Consider the following 19,293-nt stretch of genomic DNA (forward strand, 5'->3'; position numbering starts at 1 on the left):
CAGCGAGCCTCGAAACCACCATCTCGCTGCTCACCGGGCATCCTCCTGCGGGGAGCGGTGCCCGGTGGTACATTGACTGCGCGCCAGCGGGCTCTCCGCGGCGCTAGCCCGTGGCCAGTCCGGCCCGATGCTCGCTCTCGATGCCGGCACCGTCCCGCGACCGCGCCCCGGGGATTCTGACCAGAGGCCACCGGCGGTGGAGAACGCCGCGTGCGGGTGGCTGTGATACGTGGGAAGGACCTCACGTGACCGAAACCAGCGAACCCACCACGGCGCAGTCGGCGCCGGCGAAGAAGCGCGGTGGGCTCAACTCGATGCTGCTCGCCGACCTCAAGGCGATGGCGGGCAGCATGGGCATCGCCGGAGCCAGCGGGATGAAGAAGGCCCAGCTGATCGAGGCGATCAAGGCCGTCCAGTCCCAGCAGACCGGCTCGGCCCGACCCGACGTCCCCGCCAAGGAGAAGCCCGCGAAGGCCGCGCCCGCGAAGGAGCAGCAGCCCGCGAAGGAGCAGCAGCCCGCGAAGGACGCGCCCGCGAAGGAGCAGCCGGCGGACAAGTCCGCGGAGAAGCCCGCGGAGAAGGCCGACGGCGAGGGTGCCCCGCAGGGCGGCTCCCGCCGCCGTCAGCGCCAGCAGCCGCAGCAGGACCGGTCGGCCGACAAGCAGGCGGACAAGCCCGCCGACAAGCAGTCGGACAGGCAGTCCGAGAAGCCGTCGGACAAGCAGTCCGAGAAGCAGCAGTCCGACAGGCAGCAGCCCGACAGGCAGCAGGCCGACAGGCAGCAGCCCGACAAGCAGCAGGCCGACAGGCAGCAGGCCGACCACGACGGAGACGATGACGGTGACGGCGACGGCGGCAGCCGCCGCAACCGCCGCCGCCGGGGCCGCGACCGCGCGAGCCGCAGCGGCCGCGGCGAGCCCGACACCGAGGTGCGCGAGGACGACGTCCTGGTGCCGGCCGCCGGCATCCTCGACGTCCTCGACAACTACGCGTTCGTGCGGACCAGTGGCTACCTGGCCGGCGCCGACGACGTCTACCTGTCGCTGTCGCTGGTCCGCAAGTACGGCCTGCGGCGCGGCGACGCCGTGGCCGGCCAGGTCCGCCAGCCGCGCGAGGGCGAGCGCCGGGAGAAGTTCAACCCGATGGTGCGGATCGACTCCGTCAACGGGGCCGACCCCGAGCTGGCCAAGAACCGCGGCGAGTTCGACAGCCTGACGCCGGTCCACCCGACCGACCGGCTGCGCCTGGAGACGACGCCGGAGAACACCACCGGCCGGGTCATCGACCTGGTGGCGCCGATCGGCAAGGGCCAGCGCGGGCTGGTCCTCTCGCCGCCCAAGGCCGGCAAGAGCCGGCTGCTGCAGTCGGTGGCGGCCTCGATCAGCGCGAACAACCCGGAGAGCCACCTGATGGTGGTGCTGCTCGACGCCCGCCCCGAGGAGGTCACCGAGTTCCAGCGGGCCGTGCGCGGCGAGGTCATCGCCAGCACGTTCGACCGGCCGGCCGCGGAGCAGACCAGCCTCGCCGAGCTCGCCATCGAGCGCGCGAAGCGGCTGGTGGAGCTGGGCCACGACGTGGTGGTGCTCTGCGACGGCCTGACCCGGCTGGCGCGCGCCTACCACCACGCCTCGGCCGGCGGCCGGGTCAGCCACGGCGTCCTCGACGTCGCGGCGGTCCACCCGCCGAAGTACTTCTTCGGCGCGGCCCGCAACGTCGAGGGTGGCGGCTCGCTGACCATCCTGGCGACGGCGGCGTTCGACACCGGCTCCACGACCGACCACCTGATCCTGGAGGAGCTCTCCGGCACCGCGAACGCCGAGATCGTGCTGCGCCGGGACCTGGCGCAGGAGCGGGTCTTCCCGGCGATCGACCCGGTCGCCTCCGGGACCAGCCGCGACGACCTGCTGCTGAGCGAGCAGGAGCTGGAGATCGTGGGCCGGCTCCGGCGTACCCTCGCCGACGACGACCGCGGCGCCGGGGTGGCGCTCGCGGAGCGGCTCGGCGCGACCCGCACCAACATCGAGCTGCTCACCCAGGTGCAGCGCGCGGGCGCCTGACGCCCGGCGCGGGGGTGGGATCCGGCGATTGGGCCGGCTCCCACCACCCGCGTAGAATCACCGGTTGGCTCCGGTTCACGTCCCGCAACCCGCGTGGACGACCCGGGACCCTCGAACTCCTGTGAGGACATCATGAAGAAGGACATCCACCCGGACTACGTGGTGACCGACGTGACGTGCACCTGTGGCGCCTCGTTCACCACCCGCAGCACCTCCACCTCCGGCAGCATCCACGCCGACGTGTGCTCGCAGTGCCACCCGTTCTACACGGGCAAGCAGAAGATCCTCGACACCGGCGGTCGCGTCGCGAAGTTCGAGGCCAAGTACGGCAAGGCCGCTACCAAGAAGTAGCTGCCCTCGAGCGCCGGTCCTGCCCCACGGGGCGGGGCCGGCGTTTCGTTTTACCCACGCACCCGCCCCGCCACGTCAGGAGCCCGCAGTGTTCGAAGCAGTCGAGGGCATGCTCGCCGAGCACACCGACCTCGAGGGCCGTCTCGCGCTCCCCGAGACCCACGCGGACGCCCGGCTCGCCCGCACGCTCAACCGTCGGTACGCCGAGCTGAGCGGCATCATCGGCACCTGGCGGGAGTGGACCCGCCTGGGTGAGGACGCCGAGGCCGCCCGCGAGCTCGCCGCCGACGACCCGGCGTTCGCCGAGGAGGTCACGGACCTGCTGGCGCAGCGCGAGGAGACCGCCGAGCGGCTGCGCCGGCTGCTGGTGCCCCGCGACGAGGCCGACGACAAGGACGCCCTGCTCGAGGTGAAGTCGGGGGAGGGCGGCGAGGAGAGCGCGCTGTTCGCCGGCGACCTGCTCCGCATGTACAGCCGGTTCGCCGAGCGCCGCGGCTGGAAGGTCGAGGCGATCGACGCGACGCCGTCGGACCTCGGCGGCTACAAGTCGGTGACCGTCGCCGTGAAGGCGTCCGGCAGCCCCGAGCCCGGCCAGGCGCCGTACGCGCTGCTCAAGTTCGAGGGCGGCGTGCACCGCGTCCAGCGGGTCCCGGTGACCGAGTCCCAGGGCCGCATCCACACCAGCGCCGCCGGCGTGCTGGTGATGCCGGAGGCCGAGCAGGTGGACGTGGAGATCCACGACAACGACCTGCGCATCGACGTCTTCCGCAGCAGCGGCCCGGGCGGGCAGAGCGTGAACACCACCGACTCCGCGGTCCGGATCACCCACCTGCCGACCGGGATCGTGGTGAGCTGCCAGAACGAGAAGTCGCAGCTGCAGAACAAGGACCAGGCGATGCGGATCCTGCGCGCGCGGCTGCTGCAGGCCGCCCAGGACGCCGCGGACGCCGAGGCCAGCGACGCCCGGCGCAGCCAGGTGCGCACGGTGGACCGCTCGGAGCGGATCCGCACCTACAACTTCCCGGAGAACCGGATCTCCGACCACCGCACCGGCTACAAGGCCTACAACCTCGACCAGGTGCTCGACGGCGACCTCCAGCCGCTGCTCGACTCGTGCGTCGAGGCCGACATGGCGTCCCGCCTCGCCGCGCTGGAGGGCTGAGTGGCCAGGCCCGCGGACCTGCAGCGCGCGGCGGCCGGTCGGCTCCGCGAGACCGGCGTCGCCAGCCCCGAGTACGACGCCGCCGAGCTGCTCGCGCACGTCCTGGGCACCTCGCGGGCCAGCCTCGCGCTGGTCGGTCACGTCGACGACGCCGCCGCGGCCCGGTACGACGCCCTGGTGGCGCGCCGCGCGGACCGGGAGCCGCTGCAGCACCTGACCGGCACCGCGGCGTTCCGCTACGTCGAGCTGGCGGTCGGCCCCGGCGTCTTCGTGCCGCGGCCGGAGACGGAGCTCCTGGCCGGGTGGGCGGTCGACGCGGCCGCCGCGGTGGCCGCCGCCGGGCGTACCCCGGTGGTGGTCGACCTGTGCACCGGCTCGGGCGCGATCGCCGCGAGCGTGGCCCACGAGGTCCCGGCCGCCGACGTGCACGCGGTGGAGCTCTCCGAGGACGCGCTGGAGTGGGCGCGGCGCAACCTGTCCGGCAGCGGGGTCGACCTGCGCGCCGGCGACCTGGCGACCGCCTTCGAGGACCTGCTGGGCGGGGTCGACGTGGTGGTCTGCAACCCGCCGTACGTGCCGCTCGAGGCGTGGGAGTCGGTCGCCCGCGAGGCCCGCGACCACGATCCGCACCTGGCGCTGTTCTCCGGCGACGACGGCCTGGACGCGATCCGCGTGCTGGCCGGCCGCGGCGCGGACCTGCTCCGCCCGGGCGGCGTGATCGGCGTCGAGCACGCCGACGTCCAGGGCGAGGCGGCGCCCGCGGTCTTCGCCGCGGCGGGCCGCTGGGAGGAGGTCCGCGACCACCGCGACCTCGCGGACCGGCCCCGCTACCTGACCGCGCGGCGGGTCGGGCGCTGACGCGCAAGCGGGTCGGGCGCTGACGCGCCGGACTCCGACTGGCGACGCCGGGTGCTCGCGATGAGAGGATGGGGGCCGTGACTGCGCAGCGCATGCCGACGGGCTCCGAGGAGGAGCGCGACGCCGCCGTCGAGGCCGCGAGCCTCGCGATCCAGCGGGGACGCCTCGTCGTGCTCCCGACCGACACCGTCTACGGGATCGGGGCCGACGCCTTCGACGCCGACGCCGTGGCCCGCCTGCTGGCCGCGAAGGGCCGCGGCCGGGACATGCCGCCGCCCGTGCTGGTCGGCTCCGCGACCACCCTGGACGCACTGGCGACCCGGGTGCCGGGCTACGTCCGTGGCCTGGTGGACGCGTTCTGGCCGGGGCCGCTGACCGTGGTGTGCCACCAGCAGCCCTCGCTGCAGTGGGACCTGGGGGAGACCCGCGGCACGGTCGCGGTCCGGATGCCGGACCACGCGGCCGCCCGCGAGCTGCTGGACCGGACCGGGCCGCTCGCGGTCTCCTCGGCGAACCTGACCGGGCTGGACGCCGCCACGAACGCGGACGCGGCGCTGGAGATGCTGGGGGAGAAGGTCGCCGTGGTGATCGACGGCGGGGACTCCCCGGGCGCCACGCCCTCCACGATCGTCGACGCCACCGGCGAGCGGCCCCGGCTGCTGCGGCTGGGCGCGATCGCCGTCGCGGAGCTGGACGAGGCGCTGAAGGAGTACGGCGTGACCGTCGAGACCGACGAGCCCGCCCAAGCCGACACCGAGCCCGACACCGAGCCCGACACCGAGCCGAGCGAGCCCGCCGAGGGCGCGGCGGCCGGAGGGGAGTGACCCGGTGCGGGAGTACCTGCTGGTCTTCCTGGTCGCGGCGGCGGTGACGTACCTGCTCACCGTGGTCGCCCGGGAGGTCGCGATCCGCACCGGGGCGGTGGCCAAGGTCCGTGACCGCGACGTGCACGCCGAGCCGATCCCCTACATGGGCGGCGTGGCGATGCTCGGCGGCCTGGTCGCCGCCTTCCTGGTCGCCCAGGAGCTGCCGTTCCTCGGCAACAGCGGACCGTTCGTCTTCGACGACGCCCGGTCGGTGCTGATCGCCGGGGCGCTGGTCTGCGGCGTCGGCGTGCTCGACGACATCTTCGAGCTGGACGCGCTCACCAAGTTCGGCGGCCAGGTGCTCGCCGTCGGCTACCTGGTCTACTCCGGCATCCAGTTCCGCTGGTTCTACCAGTCTGACGGCAGCCAGTTCTCCCTCGACGAGGCGCAGGGCGCCCTGCTGACCGCGATGATCGTGCTCACCACGGTCAACGCGGTGAACTTCATCGACGGCCTGGACGGCCTCGCCGCCGGCGTGATCGGGATCAGCGCGATGGCGTTCTTCCTGTTCAGCTACTCGCTGACCGTGCTCAACGACGTCACCCGGGCGACCACCGGTGCGCTGCTCTCCGCGGCGCTGGCCGGCGCCTGCATCGGCTTCATCGCCCACAACTTCCACCCCGCGCGCCTGTTCATGGGGGACTCCGGGTCGATGCTGCTGGGCCTGGTGCTCTCCGCGACGGCGATCACCGTCACCACCCAGTTCTCGCCGGGTGACCTGACCGCCGGCGCGGACGGGGCCCGCGCCAGCCTGCTGCCGGTGCTGCTGCCGGTGGCGCTGCCGGTCCTGATCCTGATCGTGCCGCTGGCCGACCTGGTGCTGGCGGTGGTACGCCGGACACGGGCCGGCCGCTCGCCGTTCGCGCCCGACAAGCAGCACCTGCACCACCGCCTGCTGGAGATCGGGCACTCCCACCGCCGTGCGGTGGTCATCATGTGGCTGTGGGCGGGGCTGATCGCCTTCAGCACCGTCCTGGCCAGCCTGTTCACCGGCACGCTGGTCTGGGTTGGCATCCTCGCCGCGCTGGCCGTGACGGTCGGCCTCACCTTCCTGCTGCCGGCGGCGCACGCGCCGCTGAGGACCACGTCGGTCGCGGATCCGCCCCGCGCGCCGTCTGCCGAGTCGGCTCCACAGGGTGCCGATTCGGACGCTCTCGGGACCTAGTGATAACTTTCACGAACTCTCTGGGGGACCTGTAGGACCCCCTCTGACGTCGATTGAGGACGGCCGCCGATGATGACGACCGCAGCTCCGATCCGGAGCTCAGCCCTCGCCGTTCTGGCGAGCGGTGTCGCCCTCGTGGCGAGCGCGGCCGTCCTGGCCGACGGCACGGCCGTCGCCGGCGCGGTGGTCGGGACCCTGGTCGCGGTCGCCGTCTTCGGCTTCGGTGCCGCGGCGGTGCAGGTCGTGGCCCGGCTGATGCCGGCCGCGTCGCTGCTCTTCGCCCTCGTCACCTACACCTTCCAGGTGGTGGCGATGGCGCTGGTCTTCGTCGCGCTCAACCGCTCGGGACTGCTCGACTCGAGCCTGGACCGCGGCTGGCTCGGCGGCGCGATCATCCTGGGTGCGTTGGTCTGGACCGGCGTGCACCTGGGGACCGCTTCGCGCGCCCGGATTCCGGCCTACGAGCCGGTCCCGGGTGACATGGCCCGTAGTGGCCAGGCGAGCACCGAGGGCGGTGGACGATGACCCCCCGACCGGCTGCTATCCTCCGTCCCGCAATGAGTCAGCCCGACGACTCGCCGAAGGGCGATCCGTGGCGCGCGTTCGGCTACATCGTGGCCGGGGTCGCGTTCTACGGTTTCCTGGGCTGGCTCGCTGATCGTTGGCTCGACACGCACTTCCTGGTGGCGATCGGCGTCGTGCTGGGTGCCGCACTCGGCATCTACATGACGGTCGCCCGGTTCACGCCGGACGACGCCGCGCCCCAGAACCCCACAGACACACACTCGCAGGACACGGAATAAGGAGACCTGGTGAATCTCGCAACCAGCGCCCCCCTCGCCGCCGAAGGCGGCTTCGAAGCGCCCGGTCCTGGGATCTTCGACCTGCCGCCGGTCTTCACCGTCGGCGGCATCGACGTCACCAAGCCGATGCTCCTGCTCGTGCTCTCGGCCCTGGTGGTCTTCGGCTTCCTGTTCGCCGCCGCCCGCCAGCGCGGGATGGTGCCCAGCAAGCTGCAGTTCGCCGGTGAGTCGGCCTACAACTTCACGCGCAACAGCATCGGCCGCGACATCATCGGCAGCCACGACTTCCAGAAGTTCGTGCCCTACCTGACGGCGCTGTTCTTCTTCATCCTGGCGAACAACCTGTTCTCCAGCATCCCGTTCATCCAGTTCCCGACGTTCAGCCGGGCGAGCATGGCCTACGCCCTGGCCGGCCTCTCCTGGGTGATCTACAACGCCGTCGGCATCCACAAGCACGGGCTCGTCGGCTACCTCAAGCTGCAGTGCGTGCCGGCGGGCGTCAGCCCGATCATGTACCCGCTGCTGGTGCCCCTGGAGTTCTTCTCCAACATCCTGGTCCGCCCGGTCACGCTGGCCCTCCGTCTCTTCGCCAACATGTTCGCGGGTCACATCCTGCTGGTGCTGTTCGCGACCGGCGGTCTGTACCTCGTCGAGCACGGCGGCATCGGCTACGTGGCCGGCCCCGTCGCCTGGGTCCTCGCGATCCTGGTCGCGTTCCTCGAGCTCCTGGTGCAGGTGCTGCAGGCCTACGTCTTCACCCTGCTGAACGCCATGTACATCCAGGGCGCGCTCGCCGACGAGCACTGATCAACCCCTGATCGACCCCTGATCAAGCCCCGACCACAACCCACAGTTCTCACACGAGAAAACAACCCGAAAGGAAAGTAGCCATGGGTGGCTCTCTCAACATGATCGGTTACGGCCTGGCTGCCATTGGCCCGGGTATCGGCATCGGTCTCATCTTCGCCGCTTACATCAACGGCGTTGCCCGCCAGCCCGAGGCGCAGAGCCGCCTGCAGTCGATCGCGATCCTCGGGTTCGCGCTCGCCGAGGCGCTGGCCATCATCGGCATCGCCCTGGCCTTCGTGCTCACGGGCTCCAGCACTCAGTGACGCTCGTCGTCTCCGACGACGTCCGTTCCTAGCCCACACCTGATCGACAAGGTCTGAGTATGAAGTCACTGATGGTGATCCTCGCCGCGGAAGGCGGCCACGAGCCGAGCCCGCTTGCGGTCGAGTGGATCGAGGTCGTCCTCGCCCTGATCGTCTTCGGCATCCTGTTCTTCGCCGTGGTGAAGTACGTGGTTCCGAACTTCGAGAAGACGTACGCCGAGCGCACGTCGGCGATCGAGGGCGGACTGGCCGCGGCCGAGACCAAGCAGGCCGAGGCCGACGCCAAGCTCGCCGAGCTCGAGCAGCAGCTCTCGGAGGCCCGCCACGAGGCTGCGCGCATCCGTGAGGAGGCGCGCGAGCAGGGCGCGGCGATCGTGGCCGAGATGCGCGAGCAGGCTCAGGCCGAGTCCGCGCGGATCGTCGACGCCGGCAAGGCGCAGATCGACGCGGAGCGTCAGCAGGCGGTCACGTCGCTGCGCGCCGAGGTCGGCACGCTGGCCACCGGTCTCGCCGGCCGCATCGTCGGGGAGGCCCTCGAGGACGACGAGCGCCAGGCGCGCGTCGTGGAGCGCTTCCTCGCCGAGCTCGAGTCGGCCGACACGGTCGGGAAGGACGCCTGATGCAGTTCCGGGGTGCTTCCGCCGAGGCCGCGGCCGCCCTCACCGACCAGGTCGGTGGGGTGGCCGAGGCCACGGCCGGCGCCGTCGCGGGCGACCTCTACTCGCTGGCGCAGAGCCTGCGGGCCGAGGGCGCGCTGCGCCGGTTCGTCACCGACCAGACCACGCCGGAGCAGGCCCGCAAGGGCCTGGTCACGGAGGTCTTCGGCGGCAAGGTCGACGCCGCGGCGCTGGACCTGCTGACGGCCGCTGTCGGCCGCCGGTGGACCCGGACCCGCGACCTGGCCGACGCGCTGGAGCAGATCAGCGTGGTGGCGTCGGTGCGTGCCGCGGGCGGTGAGGGCGACCGCGTGGTCGCCGAGCTGTTCACGGTCCGCGAGGCGGTGAACGGCGACGCCGGCCTGCGGGGCGCGCTCTCCGACCCCGCCCGTTCGCTGGCGGACAAGGAGTCGCTCGTCGACGACCTGCTCGCCGGCAAGGCGCTCCCGTCCACGGTGGCGCTGACCAAGCAGGCCCTCGGTGGCAGCTACCGCACGGTGACCGCCGCCCTCGAGGACTACGAGAAGGTCGCCGCGGACGTGCTCGGTGAGCGCGTGGCGACGGTGCACGTCGCGCGCGAGCTCACCGCCGCGGACGCGGACCGGTTGGCCGGGGCGCTGTCCCGGCAGTACGACCGCCCGGTCCACCTCAACGTCGTGGTCGACCCCGCGCTGATCGGCGGCCTCCGGGTCGAGATCGGCGACGACGTGATCGACGGCACGATCCTCAGCCGCCTCGACGACGCCCGCCGCAAGATCGCGGGCTGACCGGCGTACTCGCCGAACCCCCACCGACTTCAAGACCTCACGAACAAGAGAGAAGGCACTGAGATGACGGAACTCTCCATCCGTCCCGACGAGATCCGCGACGCGCTCGCCAAGTACGTCGCGGACTACCAGCCCGCCGCTGCCAGCAAGGAAGAGGTCGGCACCGTCGCGGCCGCCGCGGACGGCATCGCCCGCGTGGCCGGCCTGCCCTCGGCCATGGCCAACGAGCTCCTGGAGTTCGAGGACGGCACGCTCGGCATCGCGCTGAACCTCGAGGACCGCGAGATCGGCGTCGTCATCCTCGGTGACTTCGACAAGATCGAGGAGGGCCAGACGGTCCGCCGCACCGGCGAGATCCTCTCGGTCCCCGTCGGCGACGGCTACCTCGGCCGCGTCGTGGACCCGCTGGGTGCCCCGATCGACGGCCTCGGCGACATCGAGACCACCGGCCGCCGCGCGCTGGAGCTCCAGGCTCCCGGCGTGATGGCGCGCAAGTCGGTGCACGAGCCGCTCGCCACCGGCATCAAGGCGATCGACGCCATGACGCCGATCGGCCGCGGCCAGCGCCAGCTGATCATCGGCGACCGCGCCACCGGCAAGACCACGGTGGCGATCGACACGATCATCAACCAGAAGCAGAACTGGGACTCGGGCGACCCGTCCAAGCAGGTCCGCTGCATCTACGTCGCCATCGGCCAGAAGGGCTCCACCATCGCCTCGGTGCGGGGTGCCCTCGAGGAGGCCGGCGCGCTGGAGTACACCACCATCGTCGCCGCCCCCGCCTCCGACAGCGCGGGCTTCAAGTACCTCGCCCCCTACACCGGCTCGGCCATCGGCCAGCACTGGATGTACGACGGCAAGCACGTCCTGATCGTCTTCGACGACCTGACCAAGCAGGCCGAGGCCTACCGCGCCGTGTCGCTGCTGCTGCGCCGCCCGCCGGGCCGCGAGGCGTACCCGGGTGACGTCTTCTACCTGCACAGCCGGCTGCTCGAGCGCTGCGCGAAGCTCTCGGACGAGCTGGGCGCGGGCTCGATGACCGGTCTGCCGATCATCGAGACCAAGGCCAACGACGTCTCGGCGTTCATCCCGACCAACGTCATCTCGATCACCGACGGCCAGATCTTCCTGCAGTCGGACCTGTTCGCGGCGAACCAGCGCCCGGCGATCGACGTGGGCATCTCGGTGTCCCGCGTGGGTGGCGCGGCGATGACCAAGGCGATGAAGGCCGTCACCGGCTCGCTCAAGGTCGACCTCGCGCAGTACCGCGCGATGGAGGCGTTCGCGATGTTCGCGTCCGACCTCGACGCCGCCTCGCGTCAGCAGCTGGACCGCGGTCAGCGCCTGATGGCGCTGCTCAAGCAGCCGGCGTACTCGCCGTACCCGGTCGAGGAGATGACCGTCTCCCTGTGGCTGGGCACCTCGGGCCGCCTGGACAAGGTCCCCACCGGCGACGTGCTGCGGTTCGAGGGTGAGTTCCTCGACTACCTGCGCCTCTCGCACGAGGGCCTGCTCGCCAGCATCCGCGAGTCGCTCAAGTTCGAGGTCGAGGACGGCCTCGCCGCCGCCTACGACTCCTTCCTGGACCAGTTCGAGACCTCCGAGGGCAACTCCATCAAGGTCGGCCACGAGGCTGCGGCCGAGGCGCTGGGTGACGAGGAGCTCGAGCAGGAGCAGATCGTCAAGCAGAAGCGGGGCTGATCCCACATGGCCGTATCGCTGCGTGAGTACCGCGCGCGGATCAAGTCGACGGAGTCGATGAAGAAGATCACGCGTGCCATGGAGCTCATCGCTGCGTCCCGGATCATCAAGGCGCAGCAGCGGGCGCAGGCGGCGACGCCGTACGCCCGCGAGCTCACCCGCGCGGTGTCGGCGGTGGCGACGTTCTCGAACGTCGACCACCCGCTGACCCGCGAGGAGGAGAACCCGAAGCGGGCCGCGGTGCTGGTGATCACCAGCGACCGTGGTCTGGCCGGTGCCTACTCCTCGAGCGTCCTGAAGGAGGCCGAGCGGCTGAGCGAGCGGCTGCGCGACGAGGGCAAGGAGATCGACTACTTCCTCGCCGGTCGCAAGGCGGAGGCGTACTTCAAGTTCCGCCAGCGCCCGTTCGTGCAGTCCTGGACCGGCTTCTCCGACCAGCCGACCTACGACAAGGCCGCCGAGATCGGCTCCGCGCTGATCGAGGCCTTCCTCAAGGAGCAGGGCGAGGAGGGCGACGTCGACGAGGTCCACGTGGTCTACACCCGGTTCCGGTCGATGCTGACCCAGGAGCCGACCGCGGTCCGGCTGCTGCCGCTCGAGGTCGTCGAGGGGGAGGAGCCGCCCGCCGAGGGCGACCTGCTGCCGCTCTACGAGTTCGAGCCGTCCCCGGCGAGCGTGCTGGACGGGCTGCTCCCGCAGTACGTCCAGAGCCGGATCTTCTTCAGCCTGCTGCAAGCGGCCGCCTCCGAGCTCGCCGCCCGCCAGAAGGCGATGAAGTCCGCGACGGACAACGCGGAGGAGCTCATCAAGAAGTTCACCCGGATCGCGAACCAGGCTCGCCAGGCCGGGATCACCCAGGAGATCAGTGAGATCGTCGGTGGCGTGAACGCGCTCGCCGACGCCCAGGCCGCGGCCGACTGACGACCAACCGAAACCCTTTCCAGCTCAACGGAGTAAGACAATGACTGCAACCGCTGAAGAGACCACCGCCGCCGGCGCGGCCTCGGTCGGTCGTATCGCCCGGGTGATCGGCCCCGTCGTCGACATCGAGTTCCCGGTCGACGCGATGCCCGACATCTACAACAAGCTCGAGGCCGAGGTCACCCTCGGCGGCGAGACCGCGGTCCTGCCGCTCGAGGTGTCCCAGCACATCGGTGACGGCATGGTCCGGGCCATCTCGCTGAAGCCCACCGACGGCCTGGTCCGCGGCCAGTCGGTCACCGACACCGGTGCCCCGATCGAGGTCCCGGTCGGCGACGTCACGCTCGGCCACGTGTTCAACGCGACCGGTGACGTGCTCAACCTCGCCGAGGGCGAGCAGCTCGAGATCAACGAGCGCTGGGGCATCCACCGCAAGGCGCCCGCGTTCGACCAGCTCGAGTCGAAGACCCAGATGTTCGAGACCGGCATCAAGGTCATCGACCTGCTGACCCCGTACGTGACCGGCGGCAAGATCGGCCTGTTCGGCGGCGCCGGCGTGGGCAAGACCGTGCTCATCCAGGAGATGATCGCCCGCGTGGCCAAGAACCACGCCGGTGTGTCGGTGTTCGCCGGTGTCGGCGAGCGCACCCGTGAGGGCAACGACCTCATCGTCGAGATGCAGGAGGCCGGCGTCTTCGACAAGGTCGCCCTGGTCTTCGGCCAGATGGACGAGCCGCCGGGCACCCGCCTCCGGGTCGCCCTCTCGGCGCTGACGATGGCGGAGTACTTCCGCGACGTGCAGAAGCAGGACGTGCTGCTGTTCATCGACAACATCTTCCGGTTCACCCAGGCCGGCTCGGAGGTCTCCACGCTGCTCGGCCGCATGCCGTCCGCGGTGGGCTACCAGCCGAACCTGGCCGACGAGATGGGCGTGCTGCAGGAGCGGATCACCTCGACCCGCGGTCACTCGATCACCTCGATGCAGGCGATCTACGTGCCGGCGGACGACTACACCGACCCGGCTCCGGCGACCACCTTCGCCCACCTCGACGCGACCACCGAGCTGTCGCGTGAGATCGCGTCGCTGGGTATCTACCCGGCCGTGGACCCGCTGACCTCGACCTCGCGGATCCTCGACCCGCAGTACATCGGTCAGGCGCACTACGACTGCGCGATCCGGGTGAAGCAGATCCTGCAGCGCAACAAGGAGCTCCAGGACATCATCGCCATCCTCGGTGTCGACGAGCTGTCCGAAGAGGACAAGATCATCGTGTCCCGGGCGCGCCGGATCCAGCGGTTCCTGTCGCAGAACACCTACGTCGCCAAGCAGTTCACCGGCATCGAGGGCTCGACCGTCCCCGTGGCGGACACCATCGAGGCGTTCAACAAGATCGCCGACGGTGAGTACGACCACGTGGCCGAGCAGGCGTTCTTCATGTGCGGTGGCCTCGACGACGTCGAGCGCAACTGGGCCGAGATCCAGAAGAGCCTCTGACATGGCCGACACGACTGAGGGCACGCTGCACGTCGAGCTGGTCGCCGCCGACCGGACCGTGTGGTCCGGCGAGGCAGCGATGGTGATCGCGCGCACGACCGAGGGTGACATCGGCGTGCTGCGTGGGCACGCGCCGCTGCTCTCGCTCATGTCCGAGGCGGTCGTGGAGATCCAGGTGTCCGGCACCGACGACGTCGTCGTCGCCGCGGTGTCCGGTGGCTTCATCTCGGTCGCCAACGACCGGGTCTCGGTGCTGTCGGAGATCGTCGAGCTGGGTGAGGAGATCCACGTCGACGCGGTCAAGGCCGACCTGGAGCAGGCGCGCGAGCACCTGCTGCAGTCGCGGGACAACGCCGAGCAGGAGATCCGTCGCGCCGAGACGCGGCTGCGCGCAGCCGAGCGAGTCTCCTAGGCGATGCACTGGTGGGAGTGGCTCGTCGACACTGCGGGTGTCGTGCTGCTCCTGGCTCTTGGATACGGCGCCGGGCTGATCGTCCGGCGCCGTTTCCTTGCCCGCAACGGCGGCACCTTCGAGATGAGCCACCGCATCCGGAGCGGGCGTTCCGGTCGCGGCTGGGCCCTCGGCCTGGGCCGCTACTCGGGTGAGCGCCTGGAGTGGTTCCGGGTGTTCACCCTCTCCCGGCGCCCCGCGCCTCGTGGGCCCGCTCGGACCTGGTCTACGAGGACCAGCGCTCCGCCGTGGGGGAGGAGAGCAGCTCGCTCTTCCCCGACCACGTGGTGATCGTGTGCCGGTCACCCCGCGGCCCCGTGGAGCTCGCGATGAGCCCCTCCTCGCTGACGGGGTTCCAGGCGTGGCTCGAGGCGCGCCCGCCGGGCACCGACTGGAACAAGCAGTAGCCAGCCGGCTCGGCGTTCACCCGTTGGCCGAGTTGGGGGAAAACGACCTCCGAGTTGGGGCCAAGCGACCGGCACCGGTCGCTTGGCCCCAACTCGGAGGTCGCTTTCCCCCAACTCGGCAGTCCGGGTGTCAGTCCGTGAACAGCGAGCGGATGTCGTCGGCGTCCAGCGCGGTCGTCATCGCGCCCTCGCCGTCGATCACCTGGGCGAAGAGCTCGGCCTTGCGCGCCTTGAGCTCCATCACCTTCTCCTCGACCGTGTCGGTGGCGACCATCCGGTAGACGTGCACCCGCGAGGTCTGGCCGATCCGGTGTGCGCGGTCGACGGCCTGCGCCTCCGCGGCCGGGTTCCACCACGGGTCGAGCACGAACACGTAGTCGGCCTCGGTCAGGGTGAGGCCCGTGCCGCCCGCCTTGAGCGAGATCAGGAAGACCGAGGCGTCGCCCTCGCGGAACCGGTCGATCACGCCCTGCCGGTCCCTGGTCGACCCGTCCAGGTAGGCGGTCGGGATGTTGACGTCGGCCAGCGACTCCCGCACCCGGCGCAGGAACGACGTGAACTGGCTGAAGACCAGGGTCCGGTGCCCCTCGGCGGCGATCTCGGCGAGGTGCTCCAGCAGCACCTCGGTCTTCGCCGAGCCGACCCGCTCGTGCTCGGGGTCGACCAGCGCCGGGTCGAGCGCGAGCATGCGCAGCGTCGTGAGCGCGGAGAAGATCGCGACCCGGTTGCGGTCGAAGTCGTCGAGCAGGCCGAGCAGCCGCTGCCGCTCCTTGGCCAGGTGCGCGTCGTACACCCTGCGGTGGCGCTCGGAGAGGTCGACCTCCAGCACCTGCTCCTGCTTCGGCGGCAGGTCGTCGGCGACCAGCTCCTTGGTCCGCCGCAGCAGGAACGGGCGGATCCGCTGCCGGAACCGGTCCAGCGCCGCCCGGTCGCCGCTGCGCTCGACGGGGCGCACCACGTGGTTCTGGAACTCGCGGGGCCACGGGTAGAGGCCGGGGACCGTGATCGAGAGCAGCGCCCACAGCTCCATCAGCCGGTTCTCGAACGGCGTTCCGGTCACCGCGAGCCGGAAGGGGGCGGAGACGGAGCGCGCCGCGGCGTAGGTCTTCGACTGGTGGTTCTTGACCTGCTGCGCCTCGTCGAGCACGAGCCCGCTCCAGGACTCGGCGGCGTAGTCGTCCTCGGCGAGCCGGAGCAGCGTGTACGTCGTGACCACGACGTCGTTGCCGGCGGCGAGCCCGGCGACGTCGTCGGTCCGACGCGCGGCCACGCCGACCTTCAGGTGGGGCGCGTGCCGGGCGGCCTCGCCGGCCCAGGCCGTCACCACGCTGGTCGGGGCCACCACCAGGAACGGCGGGTCCTCGGGCCGCCGCGCCCGGGCGTGGGCGATGAGGGTCAGCACCTGCAGCGTCTTGCCCAGACCCATGTCGTCGGCCAGGATCCCGCCGAGCCCGTGCTCCCAGAGGAAGGCCAGCCACCAGAAGCCCTCGCGCTGGTAGGAGCGCAGGTCGGTGCCGATGCCGGTCGGCTCCGGCCGCGGGATCTCCTCCAGGTCGCGCAGCGCGCGGGCGCGGCGCACCCACTCGGCCGCCTCGCTGGCCACCACGCCGGTGTCGGCGAGCTGGGCCCACAGGCCGAGGTCGTGCCGGCCGACGCCGATCCGGTCGCCGTCGGGCTCGCGGAGCTCGGCGGCGGCCGCGACCACGTCGCGCAGCCGGTCGAACTCGGGGCGGTCGGTGGTGATGAACAGGCCGCTGGGCAGGACGAGGTGCTCGCGGCCGAGGGTGAGCGCGGCGATGACGTCGGGCAGCGGGATCGCCTCGCCCTCGACGGTGACGACCACGGCCAGGTCCAGCCAGTCGGTGGTGGCGGCGTCGGCCTCCGCGTCCGGGTCCGGCTCCGGCTCGACGAGGTCGAAGGAGATGCTCGGCGCGCCGGTGGCCTCCCGGAAGTCCGGCCGCTGCTCCTCCTCGACCCGCACGTCCGGGAGGGTGCGCAGGAACGGGAGGTCGTGCAGGCCGAAGGCGAGGGCGTCGCCGTCGAGGATCTCGGTGCGGTCGCGCAGCGCCTCGGGGACGCGCTCGAGGACGGCCGCCTCGGCCGCGGGATCGCGGACGCCGCCGAGGGTGTCGGTGCTGCGCAGGTCGCACCGGAGCGCGGCCGGGCCGTCGTCGTACTGCCACTGCCAGGCGAGCGTCGCGCCGGTCGAGCTGAGCCAGGTGACCGTCAGCACCAGCAGCGGCCGCAGCGGTGACGGCACCTCGACCGCGCCGTCGGGGGAGCGGACCGGAAGCAGGCGGACCAGGCCGCGCAGCCGCTCGCGCAGGTCGGGCACGTCGGCCTCCGGCACGGTGACCGGGTCGCCCTCGAGCAGGTGCCGCGCCGCGGGCGGGATCGGCGTGGACGCCTCGGCCAGGGTCAGCAACCCGTCGGACAGCAGCCCGACGAGGGACGCCGGGTGGCCGATGGGCAGTACGTCGTCGCCGTGGTGGCGCTGCGTGCCGTCGTCGATCGCCACGCGGACCTGCACGGCGCTGCCGCGCTCGGCGGCGGTGACGTCGGCGACCAGCGTGACCGGCTCCTCGGCGAGCACGACGCCGCTCAGCCCGGAGCCGGCGATCAGCCGGACGCCCGCCGCGTCGGCCTCGCGGAGCAGCCGCAGCGCGGTCGGGCCGAACTCGTCGAGCGCGGGCGGGCCCGCGCCGTACCCGGCCGGGCGGTGGGCCTGGAGCAGCGTCTGGAGCGAGCCGACGGCGGCCCCCTGGGCGGGCGGGTGCCGGTGGGTGGCGACCGCGTGCGGGATGTCGGACCACTCGGCGCCGGTGCGCACCCACGGCTGCCGGGCGCCCGGGCGGAGCGGCCGCAGCCGCACGGTGCGGCCGGACCCGAGACCGCGGCGGCGGTCCAGGGAGAACTCCAGGGCCAGCGGTACCTGGGCCTCGACGCCGGGGGCCTGCCGTTGCAGCTCCTCGGCGAGCCGGGTCAGGGTGCGCTGCCAGGGCGCGCTCCGTCCCTGGCCGACGAACCCGCGGCGCAGGTGCAGCGCCAGCGCCGCCCCGTGCTTGCAGAGCGAGCGCACCGGGCAGGTGCAGACCGTGAACAGCCACCCGCTGCCCGAGGTGCCGACCTCGGCGTGCATCTGCACCTGGTAGGGCTCCGGACGCGTGCCGGGCACCACCGCGGTCGCGGTCACCGAGCCCTGGCTCAGCGAGTTGAGCTCGACGTCGGTGACCCGTCCCGCGTAGGGCTGGGCCCGTTCGAGCGTCTCGGGAGCGAAGTGCTCGGTGAGGAACTCGTCGGTGAGGCCGGCAAGGATGTTCATCTCAGCGCCATCGTGGCACGCGGGCGCGACGCCGACGAGTGGGCGGCGGCGCTCCTGCGCTGCGGGCTCAGGCGCCGGCGCCTGCGGCCCGCTCGCCGCCGGGCACCCAGAGCACGTCGCCGTTCTCGCGGTTGGCGTGCCGGGCGAGGATGAAGACCAGGTCCGAGAGCCGGTTCAGGTAGGTGATCGCGAGCGGGTTCATCGTCTCGCCGTGCACGTCGTGGGCCGCCCAGGCGGCGCGCTCGGCGCGCCGGATCACCGTCCGGGCCACGTGCAGGTGCGCGGCCGCCGCGGTGCCGCCGTTGAGGATGAACGAGCGCAGCGTCGGCAGGTCGGCGTTGAACCGGTCGCACCACGCCTCCAGCCGGTCCACGTAGTCCTGCTCGATCCGCAGCGGCGGGTACTCCGGGTCTGCCACCACCGGGGTGCAGAGGTCGGCGCCCACGTCGAACAGGTCGTTCTGGACGTGCAGCAGGACGGAGGCGACCTCGGGGTCGAGCCCGCCGGTCGCCAGGGCGACGCCCAGGTGGGCGTTGGCCTCGTCGACGTCGGCGTACGCGGCCAGGCGCGGATCGGTCTTCGCGGTCACGCTCATGTCGCCCAGGCGCGTCTGCCCGGCGTCGCCGGTGCGGGTGTAGATCCGGGTCAGGTTCACCATGGCTCCAGCCTAGGAGACGCCGCCCCGGGCCCGTCCCGCCGTCCGCGGCCGGCCAGAGAATCTCGGCCTGGAGAGGTGGACATGGAACCTGTTCGACACGCGAGAAATTCCTTGTGCTATGCAACCCAAGGCCGCTCCGGAACGTCACCATTGGTGAGGAAGCCCACAGTCTCGGGAGCTGGGGGCGCGGAGGGAGCAGATGGTGGACACGCTGGAGATCACGGCCGACGGGCCGACGCTGCTCCTACGGGGTGACCTCGACGTGCGGTCGACCGGCGAGGTGCGGACCGCGATCTACGACCACCTGCGCCAGCACGGCGGCGCGATCGTGATCGACCTGCACGGGGTCGTGTCAGTCGACGTCACCGCGCTGCGCGTGATCGGTGCGGCGAGCCGGCGCGCGGTCTGGCGTGGCGACCACATCGCCCTGCGCGGTGCGTCGCCGCAGGTGCTGCGGATGCTGCACCTGACCCACCTGATCCGGGTCGTCCAGCTCGAGCGGGGATCGATCGCGGTCTGAGCCGTGGCGGGCCCGGGAAGG

General features: G+C 71.8%; 19 protein-coding genes and 1 pseudogene. 18 read left to right on the forward strand and 2 right to left on the reverse strand.

The genetic code is table 11. The features are described 5' to 3' along the window. Positions 1-245: 245 nt before the first annotated feature. From rho to ABLM29_RS03310, 17 genes and pseudogenes are all read left to right on the forward strand, one after another. On the forward strand, positions 246-2,057 hold the full coding sequence (gene rho, locus ABLM29_RS03230; protein WP_349712367.1) for a transcription termination factor Rho: 1,812 nt from the start codon (positions 246-248) through the stop codon (positions 2,055-2,057). Positions 2,058-2,189: 132 nt separating this feature from the next. Further along, a complete protein-coding gene (rpmE, locus tag ABLM29_RS03235; RefSeq protein WP_349712368.1) occupies positions 2,190-2,408 on the forward strand; it encodes a 50S ribosomal protein L31 in 219 nt (72 codons plus the stop codon). An 88-nt stretch (positions 2,409-2,496) separates the two neighbouring features. Continuing rightward, the gene (prfA, locus tag ABLM29_RS03240) at positions 2,497-3,570 is read left to right on the forward strand and encodes a peptide chain release factor 1 (protein WP_349712369.1); all 1,074 of its coding nucleotides are present in this window, start codon (positions 2,497-2,499) and stop codon (positions 3,568-3,570) included. After that, positions 3,571-4,428 carry a peptide chain release factor N(5)-glutamine methyltransferase gene (prmC, locus tag ABLM29_RS03245; RefSeq protein ID WP_349712370.1) on the forward strand — a complete coding sequence of 286 codons (858 nt, stop codon included), beginning with the start codon at positions 3,571-3,573 and terminating at the stop codon, positions 4,426-4,428. 77 nt (positions 4,429-4,505) lie between these two features. Continuing rightward, entirely contained in the window at positions 4,506-5,252 is a 747-nt protein-coding gene (locus ABLM29_RS03250) for an L-threonylcarbamoyladenylate synthase (RefSeq protein WP_349712371.1), read from the forward strand. A gap of 4 nt (positions 5,253-5,256) precedes the next feature. Then, positions 5,257-6,459 (forward strand): glycosyltransferase family 4 protein, encoded by a 1,203-nt coding sequence (locus tag ABLM29_RS03255; RefSeq protein ID WP_349712372.1) that lies wholly within the window; start codon positions 5,257-5,259, stop codon positions 6,457-6,459. A 135-nt stretch (positions 6,460-6,594) separates the two neighbouring features. Next, on the forward strand, positions 6,595-6,984 hold the full coding sequence (locus ABLM29_RS03260) for a hypothetical protein (protein WP_349712374.1): 390 nt from the start codon (positions 6,595-6,597) through the stop codon (positions 6,982-6,984). Between the two features lie 32 nt (positions 6,985-7,016). After that, on the forward strand, positions 7,017-7,262 hold the full coding sequence (locus ABLM29_RS03265) for an AtpZ/AtpI family protein (protein WP_349712375.1): 246 nt from the start codon (positions 7,017-7,019) through the stop codon (positions 7,260-7,262). Between the two features lie 9 nt (positions 7,263-7,271). Beyond that, entirely contained in the window at positions 7,272-8,069 is a 798-nt protein-coding gene (atpB, locus tag ABLM29_RS03270; RefSeq protein WP_349712376.1) for a F0F1 ATP synthase subunit A, read from the forward strand. Positions 8,070-8,152: 83 nt separating this feature from the next. Further along, positions 8,153-8,374 carry an ATP synthase F0 subunit C gene (gene atpE / locus ABLM29_RS03275; RefSeq protein WP_149726302.1) on the forward strand — a complete coding sequence of 74 codons (222 nt, stop codon included), beginning with the start codon at positions 8,153-8,155 and terminating at the stop codon, positions 8,372-8,374. Positions 8,375-8,433: 59 nt separating this feature from the next. Beyond that, positions 8,434-8,994, forward strand: a complete 561-nt coding sequence (locus ABLM29_RS03280) for a F0F1 ATP synthase subunit B (protein ID WP_502889156.1) — start codon at positions 8,434-8,436, stop codon at positions 8,992-8,994. After that, the gene (locus ABLM29_RS03285) at positions 8,994-9,797 is read left to right on the forward strand and encodes a F0F1 ATP synthase subunit delta (RefSeq protein ID WP_349712377.1); all 804 of its coding nucleotides are present in this window, start codon (positions 8,994-8,996) and stop codon (positions 9,795-9,797) included. Before ABLM29_RS03280 ends, ABLM29_RS03285 begins: the two co-directional genes overlap by 1 nt. Positions 9,798-9,860: 63 nt before the next feature. Beyond that, a complete protein-coding gene (gene atpA / locus ABLM29_RS03290) occupies positions 9,861-11,498 on the forward strand; it encodes a F0F1 ATP synthase subunit alpha (RefSeq protein ID WP_349712378.1) in 1,638 nt (545 codons plus the stop codon). A 6-nt stretch (positions 11,499-11,504) separates the two neighbouring features. Then, entirely contained in the window at positions 11,505-12,419 is a 915-nt protein-coding gene (locus ABLM29_RS03295; protein WP_349712379.1) for a F0F1 ATP synthase subunit gamma, read from the forward strand. A gap of 40 nt (positions 12,420-12,459) precedes the next feature. Continuing rightward, entirely contained in the window at positions 12,460-13,914 is a 1,455-nt protein-coding gene (gene atpD / locus ABLM29_RS03300) for a F0F1 ATP synthase subunit beta (protein WP_349712380.1), read from the forward strand. Position 13,915: 1 nt separating this feature from the next. Beyond that, entirely contained in the window at positions 13,916-14,326 is a 411-nt protein-coding gene (locus ABLM29_RS03305) for a F0F1 ATP synthase subunit epsilon (protein WP_349712381.1), read from the forward strand. Between the two features lie 3 nt (positions 14,327-14,329). After that, a pseudogene (locus ABLM29_RS03310) lies at positions 14,330-14,772 on the forward strand (DUF2550 domain-containing protein). A 130-nt stretch (positions 14,773-14,902) separates the two neighbouring features. Here the strand turns inward: ABLM29_RS03310 and ABLM29_RS03315 are convergent. Together ABLM29_RS03315 and ABLM29_RS03320 are read right to left on the reverse strand one after the other, a co-directional pair. Then, a complete protein-coding gene (locus ABLM29_RS03315) occupies positions 14,903-18,094 on the reverse strand; it encodes an SNF2-related protein (RefSeq protein ID WP_349712382.1) in 3,192 nt (1,063 codons plus the stop codon). 67 nt (positions 18,095-18,161) lie between these two features. Beyond that, positions 18,162-18,752, reverse strand: coding sequence for a cob(I)yrinic acid a,c-diamide adenosyltransferase (locus ABLM29_RS03320; protein ID WP_349712384.1), 591 nt, complete (start codon positions 18,750-18,752; stop codon positions 18,162-18,164). 199 nt (positions 18,753-18,951) lie between these two features. Here ABLM29_RS03320 and ABLM29_RS03325 point away from each other — a divergent pair, with 199 nt between their 5' ends. Beyond that, complete coding sequence (locus ABLM29_RS03325; protein WP_349712385.1) at positions 18,952-19,272, forward strand: STAS domain-containing protein; 321 nt, start codon at positions 18,952-18,954, stop codon at positions 19,270-19,272. Positions 19,273-19,293: the final 21 nt, after the last annotated feature.

Source organism: Nocardioides sp. YIM 152588, from assembly GCF_040191335.1.
In the GTDB taxonomy this organism is placed as follows: Bacteria; Actinomycetota; Actinomycetes; order Propionibacteriales; family Nocardioidaceae; genus Nocardioides.

What these genes read in the sequence shown, in the direction of transcription:
- atpE (WP_149726302.1), top strand. Translation starts at nt 8,153, where the DNA reads ATGGGTGGCTCTCTCAACATGATCGGTTACGGCCTGGCTGCCATTGGC.
- ABLM29_RS03320 (WP_349712384.1), bottom strand. Translation starts at nt 18,752, where the DNA reads ATGGTGAACCTGACCCGGATCTACACCCGCACCGGCGACGCCGGGCAG.
- ABLM29_RS03325 (WP_349712385.1), top strand. Translation starts at nt 18,952, where the DNA reads ATGGTGGACACGCTGGAGATCACGGCCGACGGGCCGACGCTGCTCCTA.
- ABLM29_RS03305 (WP_349712381.1), top strand. Translation starts at nt 13,916, where the DNA reads ATGGCCGACACGACTGAGGGCACGCTGCACGTCGAGCTGGTCGCCGCC.
- ABLM29_RS03295 (WP_349712379.1), top strand. Translation starts at nt 11,505, where the DNA reads ATGGCCGTATCGCTGCGTGAGTACCGCGCGCGGATCAAGTCGACGGAG.
- atpA (WP_349712378.1), top strand. Translation starts at nt 9,861, where the DNA reads ATGACGGAACTCTCCATCCGTCCCGACGAGATCCGCGACGCGCTCGCC.
- ABLM29_RS03265 (WP_349712375.1), top strand. Translation starts at nt 7,017, where the DNA reads ATGAGTCAGCCCGACGACTCGCCGAAGGGCGATCCGTGGCGCGCGTTC.
- ABLM29_RS03315 (WP_349712382.1), bottom strand. Translation starts at nt 18,094, where the DNA reads ATGAACATCCTTGCCGGCCTCACCGACGAGTTCCTCACCGAGCACTTC.
- ABLM29_RS03285 (WP_349712377.1), top strand. Translation starts at nt 8,994, where the DNA reads ATGCAGTTCCGGGGTGCTTCCGCCGAGGCCGCGGCCGCCCTCACCGAC.
- rpmE (WP_349712368.1), top strand. Translation starts at nt 2,190, where the DNA reads ATGAAGAAGGACATCCACCCGGACTACGTGGTGACCGACGTGACGTGC.
- ABLM29_RS03280 (WP_502889156.1), top strand. Translation starts at nt 8,434, where the DNA reads ATGAAGTCACTGATGGTGATCCTCGCCGCGGAAGGCGGCCACGAGCCG.
- atpD (WP_349712380.1), top strand. Translation starts at nt 12,460, where the DNA reads ATGACTGCAACCGCTGAAGAGACCACCGCCGCCGGCGCGGCCTCGGTC.